General features: G+C 69.3%; 20 protein-coding genes. 12 read left to right on the forward strand and 8 right to left on the reverse strand.

The features are described from left to right. Positions 1 to 117: 117 nt before the first annotated feature. Entirely contained in the window at positions 118 to 846 is a 729-nt protein-coding gene (locus tag ABZ382_RS16770; RefSeq protein ID WP_357089443.1) for a hypothetical protein, read from the forward strand. Positions 847 to 891: 45 nt separating this feature from the next. Here ABZ382_RS16770 and ABZ382_RS16775 read toward each other — a convergent pair whose 3' ends face one another. Both ABZ382_RS16775 and ABZ382_RS16780 read right to left on the reverse strand, forming a co-directional pair. After that, complete coding sequence (locus tag ABZ382_RS16775; protein WP_357089445.1) at positions 892 to 1,761, reverse strand: polysaccharide deacetylase family protein; 870 nt, start codon at positions 1,759 to 1,761, stop codon at positions 892 to 894. A gap of 44 nt (positions 1,762 to 1,805) precedes the next feature. Continuing rightward, positions 1,806 to 1,979, reverse strand: a complete 174-nt coding sequence (locus ABZ382_RS16780) for a DUF1272 domain-containing protein (RefSeq protein ID WP_357089447.1) — start codon at positions 1,977 to 1,979, stop codon at positions 1,806 to 1,808. 143 nt (positions 1,980 to 2,122) lie between these two features. Between ABZ382_RS16780 and ABZ382_RS16785 the strand changes: the two genes are divergently transcribed. Beyond that, complete coding sequence (locus ABZ382_RS16785; RefSeq protein WP_357089450.1) at positions 2,123 to 2,863, forward strand: RDD family protein; 741 nt, start codon at positions 2,123 to 2,125, stop codon at positions 2,861 to 2,863. A 60-nt stretch (positions 2,864 to 2,923) separates the two neighbouring features. On the opposite strand, the gene ABZ382_RS16790 is transcribed toward ABZ382_RS16785, so the two are convergent. Then, positions 2,924 to 4,063, reverse strand: a complete 1,140-nt coding sequence (locus ABZ382_RS16790; RefSeq protein ID WP_357089453.1) for a citrate synthase 2 — start codon at positions 4,061 to 4,063, stop codon at positions 2,924 to 2,926. Between the two features lie 100 nt (positions 4,064 to 4,163). On the opposite strand from ABZ382_RS16790, the gene pdxH reads away from it, so the two are divergent. The 4 genes from pdxH to ABZ382_RS16810 all read left to right on the forward strand — a co-directional run bounded on the left by pdxH (position 4,164) and on the right by ABZ382_RS16810 (position 9,185). Beyond that, positions 4,164 to 4,889, forward strand: coding sequence for a pyridoxamine 5'-phosphate oxidase (pdxH, locus tag ABZ382_RS16795; RefSeq protein ID WP_357089455.1), 726 nt, complete (start codon positions 4,164 to 4,166; stop codon positions 4,887 to 4,889). 73 nt (positions 4,890 to 4,962) lie between these two features. Then, a complete protein-coding gene (locus ABZ382_RS16800; protein ID WP_357089458.1) occupies positions 4,963 to 6,246 on the forward strand; it encodes an MFS transporter in 1,284 nt (427 codons plus the stop codon). A gap of 186 nt (positions 6,247 to 6,432) precedes the next feature. Next, a complete protein-coding gene (locus ABZ382_RS16805) occupies positions 6,433 to 7,746 on the forward strand; it encodes a citrate synthase (RefSeq protein ID WP_357089460.1) in 1,314 nt (437 codons plus the stop codon). 233 nt (positions 7,747 to 7,979) lie between these two features. Next, positions 7,980 to 9,185, forward strand: coding sequence for a GNAT family N-acetyltransferase (locus ABZ382_RS16810; RefSeq protein ID WP_357089463.1), 1,206 nt, complete (start codon positions 7,980 to 7,982; stop codon positions 9,183 to 9,185). 87 nt (positions 9,186 to 9,272) lie between these two features. Here ABZ382_RS16810 and ABZ382_RS16815 read toward each other — a convergent pair whose 3' ends face one another. Then, positions 9,273 to 10,922, reverse strand: coding sequence for a hypothetical protein (locus tag ABZ382_RS16815; protein ID WP_357089465.1), 1,650 nt, complete (start codon positions 10,920 to 10,922; stop codon positions 9,273 to 9,275). 228 nt (positions 10,923 to 11,150) lie between these two features. On the opposite strand from ABZ382_RS16815, the gene ABZ382_RS16820 reads away from it, so the two are divergent. Then, the gene (locus tag ABZ382_RS16820; protein WP_357089933.1) at positions 11,151 to 11,540 is read left to right on the forward strand and encodes a YccF domain-containing protein; all 390 of its coding nucleotides are present in this window, start codon (positions 11,151 to 11,153) and stop codon (positions 11,538 to 11,540) included. Between the two features lie 24 nt (positions 11,541 to 11,564). On the opposite strand, the gene ABZ382_RS16825 is transcribed toward ABZ382_RS16820, so the two are convergent. Further along, positions 11,565 to 12,002: a MarR family transcriptional regulator gene (locus ABZ382_RS16825; protein WP_357089467.1), complete on the reverse strand. Its 438-nt coding sequence runs from the start codon at positions 12,000 to 12,002 to the stop codon at positions 11,565 to 11,567. Positions 12,003 to 12,111: 109 nt separating this feature from the next. Here ABZ382_RS16825 and ABZ382_RS16830 point away from each other — a divergent pair, with 109 nt between their 5' ends. Together ABZ382_RS16830 and ABZ382_RS16835 are read left to right on the forward strand one after the other, a co-directional pair. Next, entirely contained in the window at positions 12,112 to 12,354 is a 243-nt protein-coding gene (locus ABZ382_RS16830) for a DUF2530 domain-containing protein (RefSeq protein WP_357089470.1), read from the forward strand. Between the two features lie 99 nt (positions 12,355 to 12,453). Continuing rightward, positions 12,454 to 13,080 (forward strand): TetR/AcrR family transcriptional regulator, encoded by a 627-nt coding sequence (locus ABZ382_RS16835; RefSeq protein WP_357089473.1) that lies wholly within the window; start codon positions 12,454 to 12,456, stop codon positions 13,078 to 13,080. 57 nt (positions 13,081 to 13,137) lie between these two features. On the opposite strand, the gene ABZ382_RS16840 is transcribed toward ABZ382_RS16835, so the two are convergent. Then, positions 13,138 to 16,365: an ATP-binding protein gene (locus ABZ382_RS16840; protein WP_357089476.1), complete on the reverse strand. Its 3,228-nt coding sequence runs from the start codon at positions 16,363 to 16,365 to the stop codon at positions 13,138 to 13,140. A gap of 120 nt (positions 16,366 to 16,485) precedes the next feature. Further along, positions 16,486 to 17,574: a DUF3027 domain-containing protein gene (locus ABZ382_RS16845; protein ID WP_357089478.1), complete on the reverse strand. Its 1,089-nt coding sequence runs from the start codon at positions 17,572 to 17,574 to the stop codon at positions 16,486 to 16,488. 17 nt (positions 17,575 to 17,591) lie between these two features. On the opposite strand from ABZ382_RS16845, the gene ABZ382_RS16850 reads away from it, so the two are divergent. The 3 genes from ABZ382_RS16850 (at position 17,592) to ABZ382_RS16860 (ending at position 21,143) form a co-directional block, all read left to right on the forward strand. Continuing rightward, positions 17,592 to 18,386: a glutaminyl-peptide cyclotransferase gene (locus tag ABZ382_RS16850; protein ID WP_357089481.1), complete on the forward strand. Its 795-nt coding sequence runs from the start codon at positions 17,592 to 17,594 to the stop codon at positions 18,384 to 18,386. Between the two features lie 91 nt (positions 18,387 to 18,477). Further along, the gene (locus ABZ382_RS16855) at positions 18,478 to 20,553 is read left to right on the forward strand and encodes an MFS transporter (protein WP_357089484.1); all 2,076 of its coding nucleotides are present in this window, start codon (positions 18,478 to 18,480) and stop codon (positions 20,551 to 20,553) included. Beyond that, the gene (locus tag ABZ382_RS16860) at positions 20,550 to 21,143 is read left to right on the forward strand and encodes a DUF2771 family protein (RefSeq protein ID WP_357089487.1); all 594 of its coding nucleotides are present in this window, start codon (positions 20,550 to 20,552) and stop codon (positions 21,141 to 21,143) included. The genes ABZ382_RS16855 and ABZ382_RS16860 overlap by 4 nt, the downstream gene beginning before the upstream one ends. Before the next feature lie 97 nt (positions 21,144 to 21,240). Here the strand turns inward: ABZ382_RS16860 and ABZ382_RS16865 are convergent, their stop codons facing one another. After that, positions 21,241 to 21,681, reverse strand: coding sequence for a cold-shock protein (locus tag ABZ382_RS16865; RefSeq protein ID WP_357089936.1), 441 nt, complete (start codon positions 21,679 to 21,681; stop codon positions 21,241 to 21,243).

Raw genomic sequence — 21,681 nt, forward strand, 5'->3', positions numbered from 1 at the left:
GGGCTATCACCCGCGCTCACGGCCGGGTCCGGGGTGAAAAAACAATCTCGCCAGCGGGTTCGACAAACGGCGCGTATCGCTGTGTGGCTCGCCACAGACGCACTACGGTTCAGCACCATGGACATGGCCGCGGACAGGCGACCGAACACCGCATCCGACCAGCAGACCGCTCCCGCCCCCGGGACGCCCGCGGATTCCGCGCGGCCCGGCAACGGGCCGCGTCTGGGTCTGCTGGCCCGCCTGTCCTCGCAGTTCGGCTCACGCGGCCTGAGCCGGCGGGGTCCCGTTCTCGACGATGCCGCCCGCCGCGCGCTGCTGCTGCACGGCATGGAGGGCACGGCCACCATCCTCGGCGTCCGCGACGACGAGCCCGCCCCGGAGTTCTGGGTACGCGTCCAGATCGAGGGCCGGCACGGCTACGAGACCCGGGTCCGGCAGCGGGCCGCCGCCGCCGATCGGGAGTGGATGCAGCCCGGCGACCTCGTCTGCTGCCGGGTCGATCCCGGCGATCCCGATCGGGCGGTGCTGTATCTGCCCGCGCCGGAGGAGACCTCGCGCACCAATATCGCCAAGATCCTGTCCGACGGCCGTCGCGCCCGCGCGACCGTGCTGGCCGCCACCCCGGTCGCGGCCGACTACACCGGGCGTGACGATCCGGTGCTGCGGCTGGATCTGGAACTGCGCGCCTGGGACGAGCCCGGCCCGTGGCGGGTGCGGGTGGTGCAGCCGGTGCCGCTCTCGGCGCTGGAGCTGGTCGATCTGGGCCGTCACCTGGATGTGGCGTTCTTCACCGTGGATCGCGGCGAATCCGTGGCCGTCGACTGGGCGGCCTCCCGGCGCAACTGACCGTCGCGCCGGTGGCGGGTTCGAAGCACTGGCGAGTTCGAAGCGCTAAGGCAGATGCACGAATTGGAAGCCGTTGGCCTTCAGCGCCGGGAGCGCGGCCAGCATGCCCGCACCGGTGCCCGACTTGGGCCGATGCATGTGGGCCAGCGAGATGCCGCCGGACTTGGCCGCCGACATCGCCGACTGCACCTGCGCGGCCGAGGCGGTCGCACCGAAGTCCGCGTTCACCGAATAACCGACCGGGGTCTCCCCCAGGTCCTGCACGATCGACACCGCCACCTCGTCGTAGTGGGCGGTGCCGGCGCGGAAGAACCGCGGCCCGCGCCCGGTCAGGGCGGCGATGCGCTGGTGGTTGCCCCACACCTCGTCCACCGCGGCCTGCGCGGAGGCGGTGCCCTTGATCTCGTAGGCGGCGCGGCCGTTCACCGAGAGCGGGCAGTGCGCGGTGCCGTGATTGCCGATCTCGAACAGCGGGTTGGCGGCCAGCTGCCCGGCGCGGGCCGGGTTGGCGTCGATCCAGCGCTTGTTCAGGAACAGGGTGGCCGGGATCTGCTGGGCCTGTAGAAAGGCGAGCAGGTTCTCGTCGATGTCGTTGTTGCCGGGCCCGCCGCAGGCGTCGAAGGTGACGGCGAACTGTTTGCCGGACGGGTTGAAGCCGGTCAGGATGCCGTCGACGTCGACACCCCAGGCCTTCGGGGTGCGGCCCGCGTACTTGGCCGCCACAGCGTCCGGGGACACCGTGGAGACGGGTAGCCGGGCCGGCGCGGCGGCCGGATCGGCGGCGCCGCGAGGTGGGTCGAGGATGCGGTCGGACGAGTTGCCGTTCGCCACACCGCATCCGGCGGTGGCGAGGCCCGCGGCGAGCGCCGCGCCCGCGGCGAAGAAGCCGCGCCTGGACAGTCCTGCGTCGAGCACCGGAGCAGGTTATGTGAATCCCGGCGCGCAATCCACGGTCTGAATCAGGATTCTTGCCGCCGTCGCGGTCTGGCAACCAATTCGCCACCGCAGTTGGGGCATCCGTAATCCATTGTTCGACCACACGATTCACAGCAGGTGCGCGCGTAGCCGCAGATCCGTGCCGGACCCTCAGCAGGTAAATGGGCAATCTCGCATCGTTCACAGCGTGTCCGCATTTTCCGGCGCCATCCGGTCTCCGCGTCCGCGCGCTGCCGATCCCGGGTGCGCGAGTGTGATCGATTTCCGTTTCATATCGAGTGCCCGAGTGCCCCAGACTGTAGCCTGCCCGACCGAATCAACCCTTTTGCAAGGAAGCGCATTGACTTATCCGAACAACCCGTACCCGCAGCAGCAGCCGGGGTACGGCTACCCGCCCGCCGATCAGCCCGCCCCGGGCTACGGCGCGCCCCAGCCCGGTTACGCGGCCCCGCCGCCGGGTTACGGCGCACCGCAACCCGCGTACGGCGCACCCCAGCCCGGCTACGGCGCACCGCAGCAGCCGGCGTACGGCGCTCCCCAGTCACCCTATGGCGCACCGCAACCCGCGTTCGGTGCACCTCAGCCCGGCTACGCTCCGTTCGGGGGGTTCGGAGCGGAGTATGCGGGCTGGGGCGCACGCGCGGGCGCACGCCTGCTGGACGGGCTGATCATCGGGGGCCCGTTCCTGCTGCTGACCATCCTCGCCAATACCGTGGGCACCTCCGAGCCCACCTGCACGACCAGCCAGTACTCGGGCTACACCCGGTGTGACGCCGGGACCATGAACGCCCTGGGCATCATCTGCGCCCTGATCGGCTTCGTGGCGGTCATCGGCACCGCGCTGTTCTTCGCCTACCAGGAGGGCACGACCGGCCAGACGGTCGGCAAGCGGGCGCTCGGCATTCGCGTGATCCGCGAATCAACCCGCCAGCCAATCGGTTTCGGCATGGCCATCGTGCGCTACTTCGCCGGAAATGTGAACAGTCTGGCCTGCTACCTGGGCTGGCTGTGGCCGCTCTGGGATGAGAAGAAGCAGACCCTGAGCGACAAGATCGTGGGGACGATCGTCGTCAAGGCGTAGGACGAAAGACAATGGCCCGCGGCGAATTCTCGCCGCGGGCCATTGTTCGTTCAGCGCACTCTACTTGTGCGACACCAGGTTCCAGCCGGTGACGGTCTCCGGCTTGCGCGGGGCCGGGCCGGTGTAGATGGCGGCCGGGCGGACCAGCTTGCCGAGCTGCTTCTGCTCCAGGATGTGGGCGCACCAGCCGGCGGTGCGGCCACAGGTGAACATGGCGGGCATCATGTGTGCCGGGACCTCGGCGAAGTCCAGGATCACGGCAGCCCAGAACTCGACATTGGTCTCGATGGCGCGGTCGGGGCGACGCTCGCGCAGCTCGGCCAGGGCGGCCTGCTCCAGCGCGGCGGCCACCTCGAAGCGCGGGGCGTCCAGGCGCTGGGCGGTGGCGCGCAGCACGCGGGCGCGCGGGTCCTCGGCGCGGTAGACGCGGTGGCCGAAGCCCATCAGCTTTTCCTTGCGGTCCAGGATGCCCTTGACCAGAGCCCGCGCGTCGCCGGACTTCTCGACGGCTTCGATCATCGGGAGCACGCGGGCCGGGGCGCCGCCGTGCAGCGGGCCGGACATGGCGCCGATGGCGCCGGACAGCGAGGCCGCCACGTCGGCGCCGGTGGAGGCGATGACGCGGGCGGTGAAGGTGGAGGCGTTCATGCCGTGCTCGGCGGCGGACACCCAGTAGGCGTCGATGGCCTCGATGTGGCGCGGGTCCGGGTCACCCTTCCAGCGGGTCATGAACCGCTCGGTAATGGTGGCCGATTCGTCGATCTTCGACTGCGGCACGGCGGGCTGGTAGATGCCGCGCGCCGACTGGGCGACATAGGACAGCGCCATGACCGAGGCCCGGGCGAGGTTCTCGCGGGCGGTGTCGTCGTCGATGTCGAGCAGCGGCTCGTAACCCCAGATCGGGGCCAGCATGGCCAGACCGGCCTGCACGTCGACGCGGACGTCGCCGGTGTGGATGGGGAGCGGGAACGGTTCGGCGGGCGGTAGGCCGCGGCCGAATTCGCCGTCCACGAGCAGGGCCCAGACGTCACCGAAGGTGACCCGGTTGCCGACCAGGTCCTCGATGTCGACGCCGCGGTACCGGAGCGCACCGCCGTCCTTGTCCGGTTCGGCGATATCGGTGGTGAAGGCCACCACGCCTTCGAGACCGCTCACGAAGCCGTCGGGGACGACATTGGGTACCGCAGCGCTGGCAGTCATGTTGTGACTCTCCTTGCATGTCGGGCTGCCCGATCCCTGAGCAGCCACGCCGATCACCTGGAGCTTAACCCCCGCATTACTCCGGAGTAACGTCTGGCCCATGGTTGACCAGGAGAAATTCACCACGTCTGCCCTCGATCTCGCGACCCTGCGAGTCGAGTACGGAGTCGATCAGGGCGACAACCATCCCGACCTCGACACCGACCTCGACGAGACCTGGCTGACCGACGGCTGGGAGCCGTTGCTGCGCAAGTGGATCGAGAACGCCACCCGCGCCGGTTTGACCGACCCCAACTCGATGGTGCTGAGCACGGTCGAGATCACCGAGACCGGTCCGCGGCCGTCCTCGCGAACCGTGTTGTGCAAGGGCCTGTCTCCCGAGGGTGTGACTTTTTACACGAATTACGACTCGCTCAAGGGCGGTCAGCTGACCCGAACCCCGTACGCGTCGGCCACATTCGTCTGGCAGGCGATGGGGCGGCAGGTGACGGTGCGCGGCCCGGTGCGGCGGGTGCCCGCCGAGGCCACCGAGGTGTACTGGCAGTCGCGGCCGCGGGGCTCGCGGCTGGGTGCGTGGGCCTCGGAGCAGTCGCGGACCATCGCCTCGCGGGCCGAGCTGGACGAGCGCATGGCCGCGACCGAGGCCCGGTTCGCCGACGTGGACGACATTCCGGTGCCGCCGTTCTGGGGCGGCTTCCAGATCCGGCCGGAGACCGTCGAGTTCTGGCAGGGCCGCCGCAGCCGCATGCACAACCGCATCCGGGTGACCGTGGAGCCGGGCAATTCGGACGTGTCGGCCATGAAAGTCGAACGCCTCCAACCCTGATGCCCCGGCAAGGCCCCGAAAGAGTTGGATATCTCACGTTCAAATGATGGGATGATCGGTCCAAAATAAGTCGGTGAAGCTGCTCGCCGACATAACTCCATTACGGAATCCCGACTACCGGAGGCTCTGGACCACCGGCATCGTCACCGTGATCGGCGCGCAGCTGTCCGTCGTAGCCGTCCCCAAACAGCTCTACGACATCACCCACAGTTCCTCCTACGTCGGCCTGGCCGGACTGTTCGGCCTCGTCCCGCTCATCGTCTTCGGACTTTGGGGCGGCGCGCTCGCCGACGCCATGGACCGCCGCAAGATGCTGCTCGTCACCTCCGCGGGCACCGGCCTGACCGCGCTCGCGTTCTGGGCGCAGGCCGCGGCCGGACTGAACAACGTGTGGCTGGTGCTGATCCTGTTCGCGGCGCAGCAGGCGTTCTTCGCCATGAACCAGCCCGCCCGCAGCGCCATCTACCCGCGCCTGCTGCCGCCCGAGCAGCTGCCCGCGGCGAATTCGCTGAGCATGACGGTCATGCAGTTCGGCGCGATCGCCGGACCGGTACTGGCGGGCATGCTGATTCCGCTCGCGGGCCTGTCCACGCTGTACCTGCTGGACGCCATCGCGCTGCTGGCCACGCTGTGGGCCACCTGGAAACTGCCGCCCATCCCGCCGCACGGCGAAGCGCGCCGGGCCGGGCTGCGGGAGGTGTTCGACGGCTTCGCCTATCTGGCCACCCAGCGCATCCTGCTGGCCTCCTTCGCGGTGGACGTGGTGGCCATGGTGTTCGGCATGCCGCGCGCCCTGTTCCCGCAGATCGCCCAGGACAGCTTCGGCGACTCCGCTTCGGGCGGAACGGCTCTGGGCCTGCTGTTCGCGGCCATGTCGGTGGGCGCGGTGCTGGGCGGGGTGTTCTCCGGCTGGCTGTCGCGGGTGCGGCGGCAGGGCCTGGCCGTGGTGGTCTGCATCGTGCTGTGGGGTCTGGGCATGGTCGGATTCGGCCTGGCCGTGGGCCTGGTCGGGCACGGGCTGAGCATGACCCTGGCGCTCTGGATCGCGCTGGCCTGCCTGGCCTTCGGCGGCGCGGTCGACATGTTCTCGGCAGCCCTGCGCACCACCATGTTGCAGTCGGTGGCGACCGACGAGATGCGCGGGCGGCTGCAGGGTGTGTTCATCGTTGTCGTGGCGGGTGGACCGCGCATCGGTGATGTTGCGCACGGTTTCGCGGCAGCGGCGGTGGGTACCGCGGTGACCGCCGCGGGCGGCGGCGTGCTCGTCGTGGTCGGCACGATGCTGGCCGTCGTGGCATTTCCCGCGTTCGTGCGCTACCGGGTGGCACGTGCCCATTCGGAGGTGCCGGTCGCCTGAGGCCCGGTGTTCATGCGCATAGCACATGACCGCCGCTCGCCTCACCTGCGAACGACGTGACTGTGAGGTAGTCAAGGGACACCCTCATTACTCGGGCGTAGTGGACAGCGGCTAGCGTTGAGTACAAGCGCATCGTGTGTCACCCGCGTCGATGCCTACGGTTTCAAGCCTGAGAGGGATCCTTCCGTGCCCGCTGAGAACATCATCAACGTCGACGACGACGCCAAGCCGGTACTGCAATACCCGGGCGGCGAGTACCCGATGACCGTCGCCAAGGCTGTCGAGGGCAATGACGGAATCGACCTGGGCAAGCTGCTGGCCAGCACCGGGTACGTCACCTACGACCCCGGCTTCATGAACACCGCGTCGACCAAGTCGGCGATCACCTACATCGACGGTGAGGCGGGCATCCTGCGCTACCGCGGGATCCCGATCGAGCAGCTGGCGGGCAAGTCGACCTTCATCGAGGTCAGCTACCTGCTCATCTACGGCGAGCTGCCGACCCAGGCCCAGCTCGACGACTTCACCGACCGGATCCGCCGGCACACCCTGCTGCACGAGGACCTGAAGCGGTTCTTCGACGGCTTCCCGCGCAACGCGCACCCGATGCCGGTGCTGTCCTCCGCGGTCAACGCGCTGTCGGCGTACTACCAGGACTCGCTGGACCCGCGTGACCCCGAGCAGGTCGAGCTGTCCACCATCCGACTACTCGCCAAGCTGCCGACCATCGCGGCCTACGCGTACAAGAAGTCGGTCGGCCAGCCGTTCCTCTACCCGGACAACTCGCTGTCCCTGGTCGAGAACTTCCTGCGGATGACCTTCGGCTTCCCGGCCGAGCCCTACGAGGTCGACCCGGAGATCGCCGCGGCGCTGGACATGCTGCTCATCCTGCACGCCGACCACGAGCAGAACTGCTCGACGTCGACCGTGCGCCTGGTGGGTTCGTCGGACGCCAACCTGTTCACCTCCGTCTCCGGCGGCATCAACGCGCTGTGGGGCCCGCTGCACGGCGGCGCCAACCAGGCCGTGCTGGAGATGCTGGACGACATCAAGGCTCAGGGCGGTGATGTCAAGGAGTTCGTCCGCAAGGTCAAGAACAAGGAAGACGGCGTGAAGCTCATGGGCTTCGGGCACCGCGTCTACCGCAACTACGACCCGCGCGCGACGCTGGTCAAGCAGGTCGCGGACAGCATCCTGGCCAAGATCGGCGGCGACGACCAGTTGCTCGACATCGCCAAGGCCCTCGAAGAGGCGGCCCTGACCGATGAGTACTTCATCGAGCGTCGCCTGTACCCGAACGTCGACTTCTACACCGGCGTCATCTACCGGGCCATGGGCTTCCCGACCCGCATGTTCACCGTGCTGTTCGCCATGGGCCGCCTGCCGGGCTGGATCGCGCACTGGCGCGAGATGCACCGCGAGCCGCTGAAGATCGGCCGTCCGCGCCAGATCTACACCGGCTACGGCGAGCGCGACTACGTGGAGATCAACGGCCGTTGATCCCTCGGGTCCTGTGCCCGAACGCTTTTCACGAGAAATCCCCGTCGTCACACCTCGTGGCGGCGGGGATTTCTCGTTGACAATGACCTGTCCTTGACAAGGACTTGTTAAGGATCTCGCTGGCGCGGGGCGGCACTCTTGTTCTCACGGGGGTCAGCTGCCGCGGCGGGGGCGGCAGCTGGCCCCCGAAGAAATCGGATGCGGGGAACCGGAAATCCTGGGATCTTCGGGGAATGGCATCGACGAATGGCATTACCGTGCGTTCGGCACGAGCTGAGGAACGGCCGGAACTCGTCCAGCTGATGGACATGGGCTTCGGCATGCGTGGCGGTCCGGCGGACGTCGAGTTCGGGCCGCAGATCTTCCCCACCGAACGAGCCCTGGTCGCCGTCGACGGCGATCGTCTCGTCGGGCACGTCAACGACCGCGTCATGACCGTCACGGTGCCGGGTCCGCGCACCGTCCAGGCCAGTGGCGTCACCGGCGTCGCGGTCGCGCCCACGCATCGGCGGCGCGGCATTCTGCGGGCGCTCTACACCGCCCTGCACGAGCGCATCGAGGCCGAGGGCCTGCCGCTCACCATCTTCACCGTCAGCGAGGGCGGCATCTACGGCCGCTTCGGCTACGGGCCCTCGATCCAGGAGCTCGACCTCTCGATCCGCGGGCGCACCGCCGAATTCCGGCCCACCACACCGGATCCCGGCGGCGTGCGGGTCGCGTCCCTGGCCGAGGCCGAGCAGGTCCTGCCCGAGATCTACGACCGCTGGCGACGACTCACGCCCGGTGCGCAGGTGCGTCCCGAAGCCCGGTGGCAGCAGCGGATCTTCGCGGAATCGGTGCAGAACGAGGACGGCGCGCCGCAGTTCTTCCTGATCCACCCGGACGGGTACGCCATCCTGCGCCGCTCCTGGCACGACTACAAGAACACCGCCACCGTCCGCGAAATGCGCACTGTCACACCGGAAGCCCACATCGCGCTGTGGCGGGTGCTGTTGAGCATGGACCTGGTGCACGACATCAAGGCCAGTACCCACGACGGGGATCCGCTCCCCTTCCTGGTCACCGATCCGCGCCTGATCGAGGTCGTCGGCCGCCACGACACGCTGTGGACCCGCCTCATGGACGTGCCCGCCGCGCTGACCGCGCGCACGTATCAGCGGGACCTGGATGTGGTGCTGGCCGTGGACGATCCGTTCCGCGACGCGGGCGGCACCTTCGCGCTGCGGGTGCGCGACGGGATCGCCGAATGCGCGCCCACCGACCGCAACCCGGATCTGGAACTCGGCATCGACGTGCTCGGCAGCCTCTACTTCGGCGGCTACCGGGCCCGGGTCTACGCCGCCGCCAACCGGATCCAGGTCAAGGACGCGGCGTTGCTGCGGACCTTCGACGAGGCGTTCACCGCCGAGCGGGAAGCCGAGCTCGGCTGGTTCTTCTGAGCCCGGAACGGGCAGTGGCCGGGCCGCACCCGAGGGTGCCGCCCGGCCACTGACTCCCACCCGGCCCTGGGACGAGGCCGAATGTCCTTACTTGCCGGCGATCTTCGCCCGGAAGGGTCCGCCGACACTGTTGAACAGCAGGTCGCCGTTGGGGAGGCCCTCCACGATGGCGTACGCGCCGTTGCCGAGGTTGGACTGCCCGAAGATGGTGCGGTGCACCGTTTCTCCGGTCTTCCAGTCCAGGCCGGTGACCTCCCAGCCGTCGGCCTTGCTGTAGCCGTTGACGAATACGATCCCGGTGTCGGTGGAGGTGGCCGGGACCATGGAGGTGGAGGTCACGTCACCGCGCTCCCAGACCGAATTCCACTTGTGCGCGGCGGGATCCCATTCGAAGCGCTGCATACCGTGCGGCGGGGTGTCCACCGGGCCGTTGGCGAGCACATCGGTCAAGCGGTCCGGCTCGCCGCCCGTGCCGATGTTCTGCACCACGAACGCGCCGTAGCCGTTGACCACCACCGACTGCTCGGACTGGATGAACTCCGGCTTCGGGTCGGGCAGGCCCGCGGTCACCTCGATCTGGTCGGCGATGCGGTTGGACTTCGCGCCCGGTTTCTGGGTGAAGCCCTCCGGAATCTTGTTGCGCCAGAACGCGACCAGCTTCATGTGGTCGGAGCCGTCGGTGATCACGACCAGTTCGTCGTTGTCCTTGCCGTAGCCCATGAGGGTCGGCGTGGATCCGGTGCCGATGCCGAATTTCACCGCCGGGGGCTGGCGGCCGAAATCGTAGGGCGAGGACCAGGCGCCGTCGCTCTCCTCGGTGGAGAGTTTGCTGCCGGTCCACACCACCTTGCGCATGACCTTGTCGCTGGCGATGTAGATGCCGCCGTTCTCGTCATTGGCCATCGAGTTCGACACGGTCTCGTCGTCGCCGAATCGGATCTGCTGCGGCGTCCCGTCGAGGTCGCGGTCGAAGGCCATCAGCCCGCGCGAGGACGCGACGATCACGTGGCCGTCGTAGGTCATGCTGACGCCGACGATGTTCTCCGGAATGCCCAGCGTCGTGACGCCGGTGCCCAGGTACTGCTTCAGATCGACGTGCTTGACGACCTCGATCCCGTCCTCCGGCTTGTCCTTGTTCTTCAGGCCGAAGATGTAGAGCTGGGAGTCGAAGGTGTTGTAGTAGACCCGGTTGTCTTTGTCGACGAGGCTGTAGACGCCATTGGCGATGCGGGTCCAGTCCACGCCCGGCCAGTTCTGGCCGATGGCGGCCTGGATCTGCCCGGCGTCGCCGTAGGTCTGATCCAGGACCTGGTCCAGCGCCTGCTGCGACAGCGGCACGCTGCCGGGGGTGTCCAGCCCGGCCACCTGTTCGAATCCGCCGTCGGACACATCGACGTAGCGGACGCCCTGGGTCGAGGAGATCCAGCGGTACTTGTCGGAGGTCGAGGCCAGCGTCATGATGCTGACCGGTCCGACCGGCACCCGCGGCATTGCCTTGGGATCGATGTGGAAGGTTCCGCGCGGAATCGGGTCCGGGAAGCTGTCGGACTGGGCGGAATCCAGATGGGTGATGGAGTAATGGTCGGCGGCCAGATAGGGGTTACGCGCCGGACCCGACCCGGCCGAGCCGCCGGCCTTGGCCTCGCTACTGGAATTCGAGTCCGAACTCGCCGAGTCGGCGTTACTGCACCCGACCAGCGCGCCGGTGGCGGCGAGCGCCAGGGCAGTGAGGCCCACGGATAGTCGTTTGACGTTGCTCAAAGTGTGCCCACACTTTCTCCCGAAATTGGGAAAGCATCTTGAACTGGTCAAAGCCAAGATAGCGTGAGATTAGCAGTGCACTGTTTCACGGAAAGGAAAATCTGCCGGGTTTCGCCGTTTACCGGCCAGGGCCACCACTGGAGAGTCAGGGTTTTCCCGGTGGTGCGGGCCCGCACCCGCTGGCATGCTGGAACCGTGAAACCGATCCAGTTGATCCTGAACATCCTGTGGCTCGTGCTGGTCGGGTTCTGGATGGCCATCGGCTATGTGATCGCCGGGCTGATCTGCTGCATCCTGATCATCACCATCCCCTGGGGCATCGCGTCGTTCCGCATCGCCAATTTCGTGCTCTGGCCCTTCGGCCGCGAAGCCGTGGAGAAGCCGGACGCGGGTGTGGGGTCGATGCTCGGCAATATCGTGTGGATCGTGGTGGCCGGGTGGTGGCTGGCGCTGGGACACCTGATGACCAGCATCGCGCTCGCGATCACCATCATCGGAATCCCGTTCGCCTGGGCGAATCTCAAGCTGATCCCGGTGTCGCTGTTCCCCCTGGGCCGCGAAATCGTCGACAGCGACCGACGTTTCGGCTACTAGGGCGCCCCGACGAGTCGGTACGCGTTACTCCGACTCGTCGACGATCTGCTTCATGATGCCGACCGCTTCGCGGAGCACGCCGACCTGGCTGGGCGTCAGCTGCGAGAGCTGATCGGTCATCCACGCCTCGCGGGCCTGATTCTCGTCCGCTATCAAGGCCCGGCCCGCGTCCGACAGCGACACGATGATCTGCCGTCCGTCGGTGGGGTGCGGATTGCGTTCCACCAGATCCATTTCCGACAGCGAGGCGATGACCCGGGTCATGGACGGCGGCTGCACCCGCTCCTTGGCGGCCAGCGCGCCCGGGGTCATGGCGCCCTCCCGATTCAGCGTGGCGAGCGCGGACAGCTGCGTCAGCGAAATCTGGGCATCGGCCCGCCGGCCCCGCAGATGCCGAGTCAAGCGCACCACCGCCAGCGAGAGTTCACCGGCAAGCGCTCGAATGTCGGAAGGCGTTGTCACAGAGGCAAACGATACGGGAACGCCCGCGCGGGGGTCGCCGGTTCGCCCGGTCCAGCGCCGAGCGCCCCGGCGCGCCACCGGAACGGCTCGCGCCCTCTAGTCTGAGGGGGTGACCCCGCCGACCGTCCCGGAGATTCCGCCGCGCTTCACCGATCCGCGTCCCGTACTCCTGGTGGGCGCCATCGGTTTCCTGATCGCGACCGTCGCGGTGTGGCTGAACGACGCGTGGGCGACCGCGCGGCCGGTGTGCCTGATGGGATTGGGCGTCGGACTGCTGGCCTACACCATCTTCGCGATTCAGCGGCGGAGTGCGCGTCGGGGTGATAAAGGCGCACAACTCGGTCTGGATTAGCACGGGGAAGCGACTGGTCATCTGACCAACAGGCGTGCCAAGCAAACTTGTGTAGCCTGCGAATTGACTGTACGCGCCTCGGAGGCTTAACTCCCTGGAGTGTCCTCCCGATTGAGCGTCGAAGAACGACGGGCCCACCTTATCGAGGCAGCCATCGGCCTTGCCGAAAAAAAGGGCGTGGCCGGGGTTACCACCCGCGATGTCGCGCAGGCAGCCGGTGTTTCCCTCGGTGTGGTGCATTACTGTTTCGAAAACAAAGATCAGCTGATGACCGAGCTGGTCAAGGCGCTTTCGATGGAATTGCGTGATTCCGTCGACGCCAACGAAACCGTATGGCAGGACGTCGGAACCGGAAAAGCCGCCTTCCAGCAATTGATACGCGCGGGTCTGGAACTCATGTGGCTCAACATCGAAGCCACCCCGGAACGACAACTACTCACCTACGAGACCACCACCTACGCGCTACGCGAAGGGGAACAGACCCCCGCCAAACTGGCCATCGCCCGCGAGCAATACACCTTCAACGACTCCACGGTCGCCGACATCTTCGAGCACGCCCGCGAAGCCACCGACTGCCAGTGGACCGTTCCGGTCGGCACCCTGTCCCGCTTCATCCTCGCCACCATCGACGGCATCGTGCTGCGCTGGCTGGTCGACAACGACAGCGCCGCCGTCCGTGAGCAGTTGGACGTTCTCGCCACCACCGTGGCAGCCCACGCGGCCTGACCCGGCTCACCTTCTCCTCCGGCGCGGGCAGCGTGATCGCCCGCGCCGGACCCGATCTCAGCGACGCGAGAAGTTCTGCGGCTGCCCCTGCACATGGGTGACATCGCCCTCGCGCCACCACGCCACCTCGACCGTGGCCTCGAACGCGCCGGTCAACCGGACCCGCAACTCGTCGTGCACCACGAGATCGCCTGCCGGAAGCGGCATATCGAACTGCAGGCGCAACAGCACACCCAGCGGATCCGCGGTCCAGCTGGTCTCGCGACCCGTGCTCACCACCTCCGCCGTCACCGCCTCCGAGGCCAGCGGCAGATCCAGCAGGGTGGCCAGCGGACGCGCACATGCCATGTCCCCGACCACCAGGCGATCCGCGGGCAGCGCCGGACCGAACCACGGGCGGTCCAGCACCAGCGCGTCGGCGGCCGGGATCACCTCACCGCTCAGCGCGCGCACCTGACCCGGCAGCACCAGGTCCTCGGTGTCCAGCCGGCCCGCGTCCAACGCCTCCGCCAAACGGCGGTAGGTCTGCGAAATCGATTCGGGCGTAGGCACTCTCGCCGGATCGGCCAGCGCGTCGAGCAGCTCCTCGGCGAGCGCGGGCGTCAGCACCTCCGGATCGGCGAGGACACTGCGCAGCACCGCCAGGTCCTGGGCGCCGAAGCCCGGCAGCTGCGGGAGCAGGCCCGCGAACAAGGTGTCGTCCGGATGGCGCAGCAGGCCCAGCGGAATGCCGTCGATGTGCGCGTGATGCCGCAGCCACCACGCGGTGTAGCCATCACGGTCGGCGACCAGGCGGCGGGTGCTCTCCTCGGCCAGCAGCAGGCGCAGGGCCTCCGGCCACTCGGCGTCGTCCACCAGATCCAGGTCGCGGACCGCCACCAGCTCGGACGGATCCTCGACCAGGCTCTCCCACCAGGTCTCCTCGTCGTCGAGGTGATGGTCGGGGCCGGTCGGATCGGACTCGGCGACCAGGGTGAAACCCCAGCCGACCCCGATGGCGCGCAAGGCTTCCGAGCCGTAGCGCTCCAGGACCGCGGAATCCACGGTGGAGAAGGGCGAATCCGCGACCAGCACCCGGTCCAGCGGCGCGCCCGGCAGCAGCAGTTCGTCGGCGGGCGTCAATTCGCCGTCCACGTCCGGCAATTCGATCAAGCCGAGCCAGGATGGCAACGCGCCCGGCGCGGCCAGCGAATGCGCGGCCAGACCCAGCACCGCGTCCACGGTGTCGGGATCGCTGGGATCGTCCTCCAGCACCGCCTGCAGGCCCGGATCGTTCAGCAGGTCCTCCGGCGTGGCCGGACGCGCGCCCAGGCGGCCCAGCAGCTCGTGCGCCGCCTCCGGATGCGCCAACCGCGCCCAGTGCACCGGAATCGCCTGCTCCAGACGGTCATCCAGCACCACCGTGCGCGGACCCGTCACCAGCCGACCGTCCACCAGCGGCACGGCCAGCGCGCCCAGCTCCTCCACCGAGAGCGGATCCACCGCGAACGACTCCAGGGCGTCGTACAGCGAATACCACCACTGCGGTGCACGTTCCAGGCCGCCGGACAGCTCCGCGATCCGGGCCAGGCCGATCCGGTGCACATCCAGGGCCGCCAGCGCGTCCGTGAACAGGCGGCCCGACAACTCCGGAATCACCAGCGGTCCGGTCATCTCCGCCAGCAGATCCGCCAACTCCGTGGTCACGCCGGTGAAGACGCCGGCCCGGCGCGGCGAGGCCACCCCGATCCGGACCTCCCCGGCCGCCGGAATTCCGGCCGGGCGCGATTCATCCACAGCCATCCCCAGCCCGCTGGGGTCGAATTCGGCTGCGCCGGTGGACGCGGTCAGGTCCTCGACCCCGGCCAGGTCGGCGGCCCGAGCCAGCTCCGAGGCGGCGGCCAGATCGCCGGACTCGGCCGCGCCGTAACCGGCCACCACATCGTGGGGGCCGATGGCGTCATGGGGTTCGACGGCGTCGGAAGGCGATTCGTCCTCGGGCAGCTCCCACAGCGGCAGCGTCTCCGGCTCGGCGGGGCGAGCGGCGCGCGGCTTGGCCGACGACACGGGAGCATCGGGGCTCGCCACCGGTGCCGGAGCGCCGGGTTCCGGGGCCTCGGCCGGTGGTGGAGCAAGCGTGGGTTCGATGAGCGCCGCATCGAAATCCGCTGGGGCGAGCGCGGGTTCGGCATCCTGGTGCACGGTGAGGACCGGCAGCCACTCGTTGTCGCGGAGTTCGGCGATGAGGGCTTCACGCAGGACGGCGTCGGTCTCACTGCGGGCGAAGCCCGGGGTGGGGACCAGGACCAGCCGGTCGCGGGGCGGGAGGGCGCGCGCGAAAGCGGCGTAGTCGGCCGCGAGCTCGGCCGGGCGGGCGCTCGGGAGCAGGCGGCGGCGGTCGGGCTGCATGGGAATGTCGGCGATGAGGACCGCGGGGAGCGAGAGTTCCTCGTCCGAGCGGGTGGGGGCGCGCAGCACGTCCGGGCGGGTGGCGACCGGGCGGCCGTCGCGCACCGGGAGCAGCCAGCGGGCGCGCCCGGTGCGGTACTGCCACCACAGGCGCTCATCGGAATTCGGGCCGGTGACCGTGAGTTCGGTGAGGCCGCCCGCCAGTTCGCGCCGGGCGCAGGCGATCTCGTCGTCGCCGATGCGGATATTGGTCAGGGCGGGCAGTTCCAGCAGCAGGTCGGGAGCCTCGGCGCGCATCTCGGCGAGCAGCTCGACCGGGTCCACCGAGTCGCGCAGGCGCAGCACGATCTCGCTGTCGAAGCCCTCCGCGGGCGGCTCGGCGATGGCCCAGGCCAGGCGTAGCGCGGGCGGCTCGAAATCGCCGGACTGCTCCGGGATCTCGATGCCCTGCACGCCGAGCAGCGCCCAGGTCTCGCCCCGGGAGAACCGCACCGACCCGCTGGTCGACCGGAACTCCACCTCGTCGGACACGGTCAGCACCGCGGTGAAACCCACCCCGAACTGCCCGACGGCCGCGCCCTCGGTCTTCCCGGAAGCGCGCAGGGCGGTCAGCGCGTGCACGCCCGAGACGTCCAGCGGCGCACCGCTGTTGGCGATGTGCAGGGTGCGGCCGTCCAGCCGGACCGCGATCCGGCCGGGCACCCCGGCCTTCATCGCCGCGTCGGCGGCGTTCTGGGCCAGCTCGGTCAGCAGCCGGTCCCGGTAACCGGCCCGCACCAGATCCGCCTCGGTGGCGGCGTCCTCCCGCAACCGGGTGGGCGAGCCGCGCCAGGCGGCCACCACCCCGGCGCGCAATTCCGCCGTGCCGAACGGATCCTCGAATTCGGTCGCGACCACGCCCTACGCCCTTTCCCGAAAGCGGTTGTTGGCACGCCAAGGCCAAGCATCCGGGGTATTACACAGGATCCGGTGCGATCCACCGAAATCCAGCGCTGCCGGGAACTTCCGCGACCGGGCTCAGCGCGACTCCGCCGACCCGGTCTCGGGTTCCACCGACACCGCGGTCACCGCCCACGCGTCGTCGTACACCGCGTCCGGATCGGCCGACTCGAACACGCCGGGATCGGCCTGCTCGGCCTCGGTCTCCCCCGCCGCGGCGGTCTCGCCCTCCGCGACGGCGACCTCGGTCACCTCGACATCGGCGTCCACCACACCGGCCGCCACATCGGCGGACTCGGTTTCGGTCTGCGCGTCAGCGGGTTCGGCGGTCTCGGCCTCCGAGGAAGGTTCGGTGGCGCTCGCCTCGGTCGCGCCGGTTTCGCCGGATTCGCTCTCGGCGGAGGCGGTTTCCGGGCGGAGTTCGGCGAGCGGGATCAGTTCCACGGCGGCGTCGTCGTACGCCTCGTACAGCGGGGAGCCGTTGCCGGTGGGCAGTTCCACGTCCGAGTGCGCGCCGCAGCCGTAGGCGACGTGCACGACACGCCCGTCGGCGCCCATGGCATTGCCGCACACGCCGAAGGCCGCACGCAGGGCACCGGCGAGGGGGACGTAGAAGCCGCAGCGGCCGCAGGTGGACGGCGCGGAACGGGCCATGTCGGTGTCGGGGCCGAATTCGGAGAACCAGCGGTCGGCGGCCTCCTCGCGGCCCTCGCGGGACAGCACGCGAGTGCGGCCGAGGCCGATCTCGAGCGCGACCTCGTCGACGGCCGGGTCGCCGGTGGCGACGTAGCCGGGCACCAGGCGCGGGTCGTTCGCGCGCGGGGCCAGCAGGTCGCCGGGGGCGAGATCGCCGGGGCGGATGCGCTGATCCCACGGGATGAAGTCGGGCGCCACCAGGGCGTCCGGGCCTGGCAGCAGGGCCGACTCGCTGACGGTGGCGACCGTCGCCTCCGGCGGGGCCGCCACCACGACCGCCCACTGCCAGCCGTGATAGCCGGGCAGGGTGGCCTCGAAGTGATGGGTGGCCGAGGATTCGTCCTCGCCCGTCACGCCCAGATGCGCGCCCACGCCGACCGGCTCCAGATCCAGCAGCGCACGGCGGGCCAGCTGGACCGCCTCCGCCAGGATCGGCCGCACTCCGGACTCCGAAACTCCAACCGCGCTCACGCCCTACATTTTGCCGTATGGAGCGCAAACGCCGTGCACCGGTAGCGGCCGCCACGATCACGCTGTCCACGGCCCTGGCCCTGGCCGGGACCATCACCGGCTGCACCAGCACCGACAACACGCCGAAGTGGCGTGTCGAGGTGGTCGCGACACGGCCGCACGACCCGGGCGCGTTCACCGAAGGGCTAGAAGCCGATGGGTCGGTTCTCTATGAGGGCACCGGACTCGCCGGCCACTCGTCCGTCGTGTCCACCGACCTGAACACCGGAGCCGAACTCGCCCGCGCCGACCTGCCCGCTCCGCTGTTCGGCGAGGGCATCACCCGCGCCGGGGAGCTGCTGTGGCAGCTCACCTGGAAGGACGGCCTCGCCATCGCCCGAAACCCGGCCACCCTGGCCGAGATCCGCACCGCCCGCTTCGAGGGCGAGGGTTGGGGCCTGTGCACCCGCGATCGCCGCGTGGTCATGAGCAATGGCAGTTCCACGCTGACCTTCCGCGATCCGGCGACCTTCGAGGTCACCGGAACGATCACGCTGACCAGTCACCGGGGCGTCCACCTCAACGAGTTGGATTGCGCCCCGGACGGTTCCGTCTACGCCAACACCTGGGCCACCGACACCATCCTGCGCATCAACCCGGATACCGGTGAGGTGCTGGCCAGCATCGACGCGTCCGGCCTGCTGCCCGGCAACGCCCGCACCCCGGACACGGACGTGCTCAACGGCATCGCCCATCTGCCGGGCACCGACCGCTTCCTGCTCACCGGCAAGAAGTGGCCCACCTCCTACGAAGTCCGGTTCGTACCCGCCTGACCCGCCGAAAACGACCGGTCTCTCCAACTTGTGGCGTCCCACACCGGCGGTAGTGCAGCCGCACGCCGACGGCACTGCAAGAATTGGGGGCGTGACTGCCCCCCGTGACCCCGGTGCCGATCCCGGTCGCTGGGGCGACGAGGACTCACCCATGATCGAACGGCATCCGGGGTACGACCGCTATCCGCCCGCGAACCGCGCCGGGCGGCGGTCCGCGCCGCCGCGCGACCAGGACGACGTGCCGGAATTCCTCACCCGGCGCGCACCCACCCGACCCGCCGAACCGTCCTCGGGGGTGCGCAGCGAACCCGCGCGCGACCGCGGCGGCGACGCACCGCGCGAACCGGAAGCCCGGACCTCGCGCTGGGCGCAGCGCCGCCACGGCAAGTCCGATTCCGGTGACAACCCGCCGACCCGGCCCTACGAGACCCAGCCGTCCCGGGGAACCGGGGACGAGCCGGAGATGTGGCAACAGCCGCACGACTTCAACACCACCCGGCGCGTGCGCTACGACCCCGCCTCGGGACACGCCCAGGAGCCCGAGAACTCGCCGCCACGCGGGCACGCACCGCACCGTCCCGACCCGAAGCCCGCGGGCGGGCCCGGACCCGAGCGGCGCGACACCGCCGCCGAACCCTCGGAAACGGCTCATACGCAGCAGCTTTCAGCCGGCGACCACCCGGACGCCCACGACAGCGGCGGGCTGCACAAGCCGCCCCGGAAGCTGACCGTCACCCGGGTCGCGGCGCGCCGCAGCATCGAACTGACGCAGAGCGGTTTCGCGACCTTCCAGCGCGCCGCCAAGGCCGACGGCGCGGAGGAGTCCGGCCTCACCGCGCTCGTGTACGCCACCATGGCGAACTTCGCGACCGACGCCGCCATCGCGGTGGCCCTGGCCAATACGTTGTTCTTCGCCAGCGCGACCGCGGAGTCGGTCACGAAGGTGGCGCTGTACCTGGTGATCACCATCGCCCCGTTCGCGGTCATCGCACCGGTGATCGGCCCGATGCTGGACCGCCTGCAGCACGGCCGCCGAATCGCGTTGGCAGGTTCGTTCGCCATCCGCGTGCTGGTGGCCGGACTGCTGATCTTCAATATCGACAACTGGGCGCTGTACCCGCTGGCCCTGTGCATGATGGTGCTCAGCAAGTCGTTCTCGGTGCTGAAGTCCGCGGTCACCCCGCGCGTGCTGCCGCCGGGAATCGACCTGGTGCGCACCAACTCCCGCCTCACCGTCTTCGGACTGGTCGGCGGCACCCTGTGCGCGGGCGGCGTGGCCGCGCTGATCGCCAAGGTGACCGGTTCGACCGGTGCGCTGCTGTTCGCGGCCGCGCTGGCCGCCGCCGGCATGTTCCTGAGCCTGCGCATCCCGGCCTGGGTGGAGAACACCGAGGGCGAGGTGCCCGCCACCCTCGGCTACCACGGCGACGACTCCCGCACCGAGGTGCTGGACCCGAGCCGGGCCGGGGACGTGCCGCCCACCAAACGCCGTCAGCCGCTGGGCCGTTCGGTGGTGACCGGTCTGTGGGGCAACAGCACGGTCCGGGTGCTGACCGGCTTCCTCACCTTCTATGTGGCGTTCGTGGTCAAGGCCACCGACAAGCACGGCGTGCAGCAGATCGCCATGCTGGGCATCGTCGGCGCCGCCGCGGCCATCGGCAATTTCACCGGCAATGCGACAGGCGCCCGCATGAAACTCGGCCGCCCCCAGCTGATCGTGCTGATCTGCACCGTCGCCTGCGTCACCGTCGCCAGCGCGGCGGCGGTCCTGGACAGCCTGCTGGGCGCGGCGCTCGCCACGCTGATCGCGGCGGGCGCGAGCGCGCTGGCCAAGGTGTCACTGGACGCCTCCATCCAGGACGACCTGCCCCCGGAATCGGTCGCGTCCGGTTTCGGCCGCTCCGAGACGGTCCTGCAGCTGGCGTGGGTCTTCGGTGGTGCGCTGGGCGTCCTGCTGCCCACCCTGTGGATGCCGACCATGTGGTGGAAGGGGTTCGCCGTGGTCTCGGTCATCATGGCGCTGGGCTTGATACAGACCGTGGTCAGCTACCGTGGTCATTCGCTGCTGCCCGGTTTGGGCGGTAACCGACCTCAGCACGCCAAGCAGGAGATCCCCGGTGCGCACGGCGCGGGGTACCCACCCAGTAACGGACAGGAAACCCGGTGAGCCAACCCAAAGCCCGCACGATCATCGCTCTGCTGGCGGTTCTAGCCGTGGTGGCCGTGGCCTACTTCGCCGCGATCGTGGTCATCGCCCGCCACACCGACAAGTCCGAGCCCGCGATCACCGCGTACGCGCACGGCAAGTCCGTGACGGTCGAGCCCTTCCTGTACTGCGACCTCGAGGTGTCCGAGGAACGCCTCTCGATGGGCAAGTGCAACACCACCGAGGCGGTCTCCGACCTCGACGTGCCGCCCGGCTCCACCATCCAGCTGTCGCTGCCCAAGGAGATCGTCGACGCCCCCTGGGAGCTGCTGATCGGCTACCGCCTGCCGAACAACAAGGCCGACGCGGAGATCCTCACCTACAAGGAGCCGTGGAAGCTGTCCGGCAAGCCGGAGCGCGACCAGGACTCCAAGTGGGACAAGCCGCGCACGCTGACCATCAAGACGCCCGCCAACGAGGGCGTGAAGCTGGCCATCATGGAGCTGCACCTGCCCATTCCGGCGCGTGACGAGGCCGGCAACGAGGGCATCATCTCCCGCGGCATCTGGGCGGTGCACACCCCCGCGTTCGATCCCGCGCTCTTCAGCTGAGCTCGGCCCGACCCGGGAAACCGGGTCCGCCCCAACGTGAATCGGGCCCCGGTGATCGAATCACCGGGGCCCGATTGCCGTTTCGAGCGCGTGCGACCTAGTGGTCGAGCTCGCGCGCCACGCCACGCACCACTTCGGCGATGCGCTGGGCGGTCTTGCGGTCCGGGTACTTGCCGCGACGCAGATCCGGCTGCACCTTGGTCTCCAGCAGCGTGATCATGTCCTCGATGAGGCCGTGCAGCTCGTCCGGCTCCTTGCGATTGACGGGGGCGCCGTCGGTGCGGCCGCCGCGGCCACCGCGCTCGCCCCGGCCGCCGCGCTCCTCGCGCAGGGTGGGGGTCTCCAGCAGCTTCAGCGAAAGCGCCTGCGGGCCACGGCGACCCGCGGCCATCCCGAACTCGACACGCTGGCCGGGCTTGAGCGCCTCGACACCATCGGGCAGCGCCGACGATCGAACATAGACGTCTTCTCCCTCATCCTGGGACAGGAAGCCGAAGCCCTTTTCGACGTCGTACCACTTCACCTTGCCGGTCGGCAC

Source organism: Nocardia sp. NPDC005825 (assembly GCF_040630175.1).
Lineage (GTDB): Bacteria > Actinomycetota > Actinomycetes > Mycobacteriales > Mycobacteriaceae > Nocardia.

Excerpts from the sequence above, each read along its gene's own strand:
- ABZ382_RS16770 (WP_357089443.1), top strand. The coding sequence starts at position 118 with ATGGACATGGCCGCGGACAGGCGACCGAACACCGCATCCGACCAGCAG.
- ABZ382_RS16780 (WP_357089447.1), bottom strand. The coding sequence starts at position 1,979 with ATGCGGACACGCTGTGAACGATGCGAGATTGCCCATTTACCTGCTGAG.
- ABZ382_RS16790 (WP_357089453.1), bottom strand. The coding sequence starts at position 4,063 with ATGACTGCCAGCGCTGCGGTACCCAATGTCGTCCCCGACGGCTTCGTG.
- pdxH (WP_357089455.1), top strand. The coding sequence starts at position 4,164 with ATGGTTGACCAGGAGAAATTCACCACGTCTGCCCTCGATCTCGCGACC.
- ABZ382_RS16810 (WP_357089463.1), top strand. The coding sequence starts at position 7,980 with ATGGCATCGACGAATGGCATTACCGTGCGTTCGGCACGAGCTGAGGAA.
- ABZ382_RS16850 (WP_357089481.1), top strand. The coding sequence starts at position 17,592 with ATGGAGCGCAAACGCCGTGCACCGGTAGCGGCCGCCACGATCACGCTG.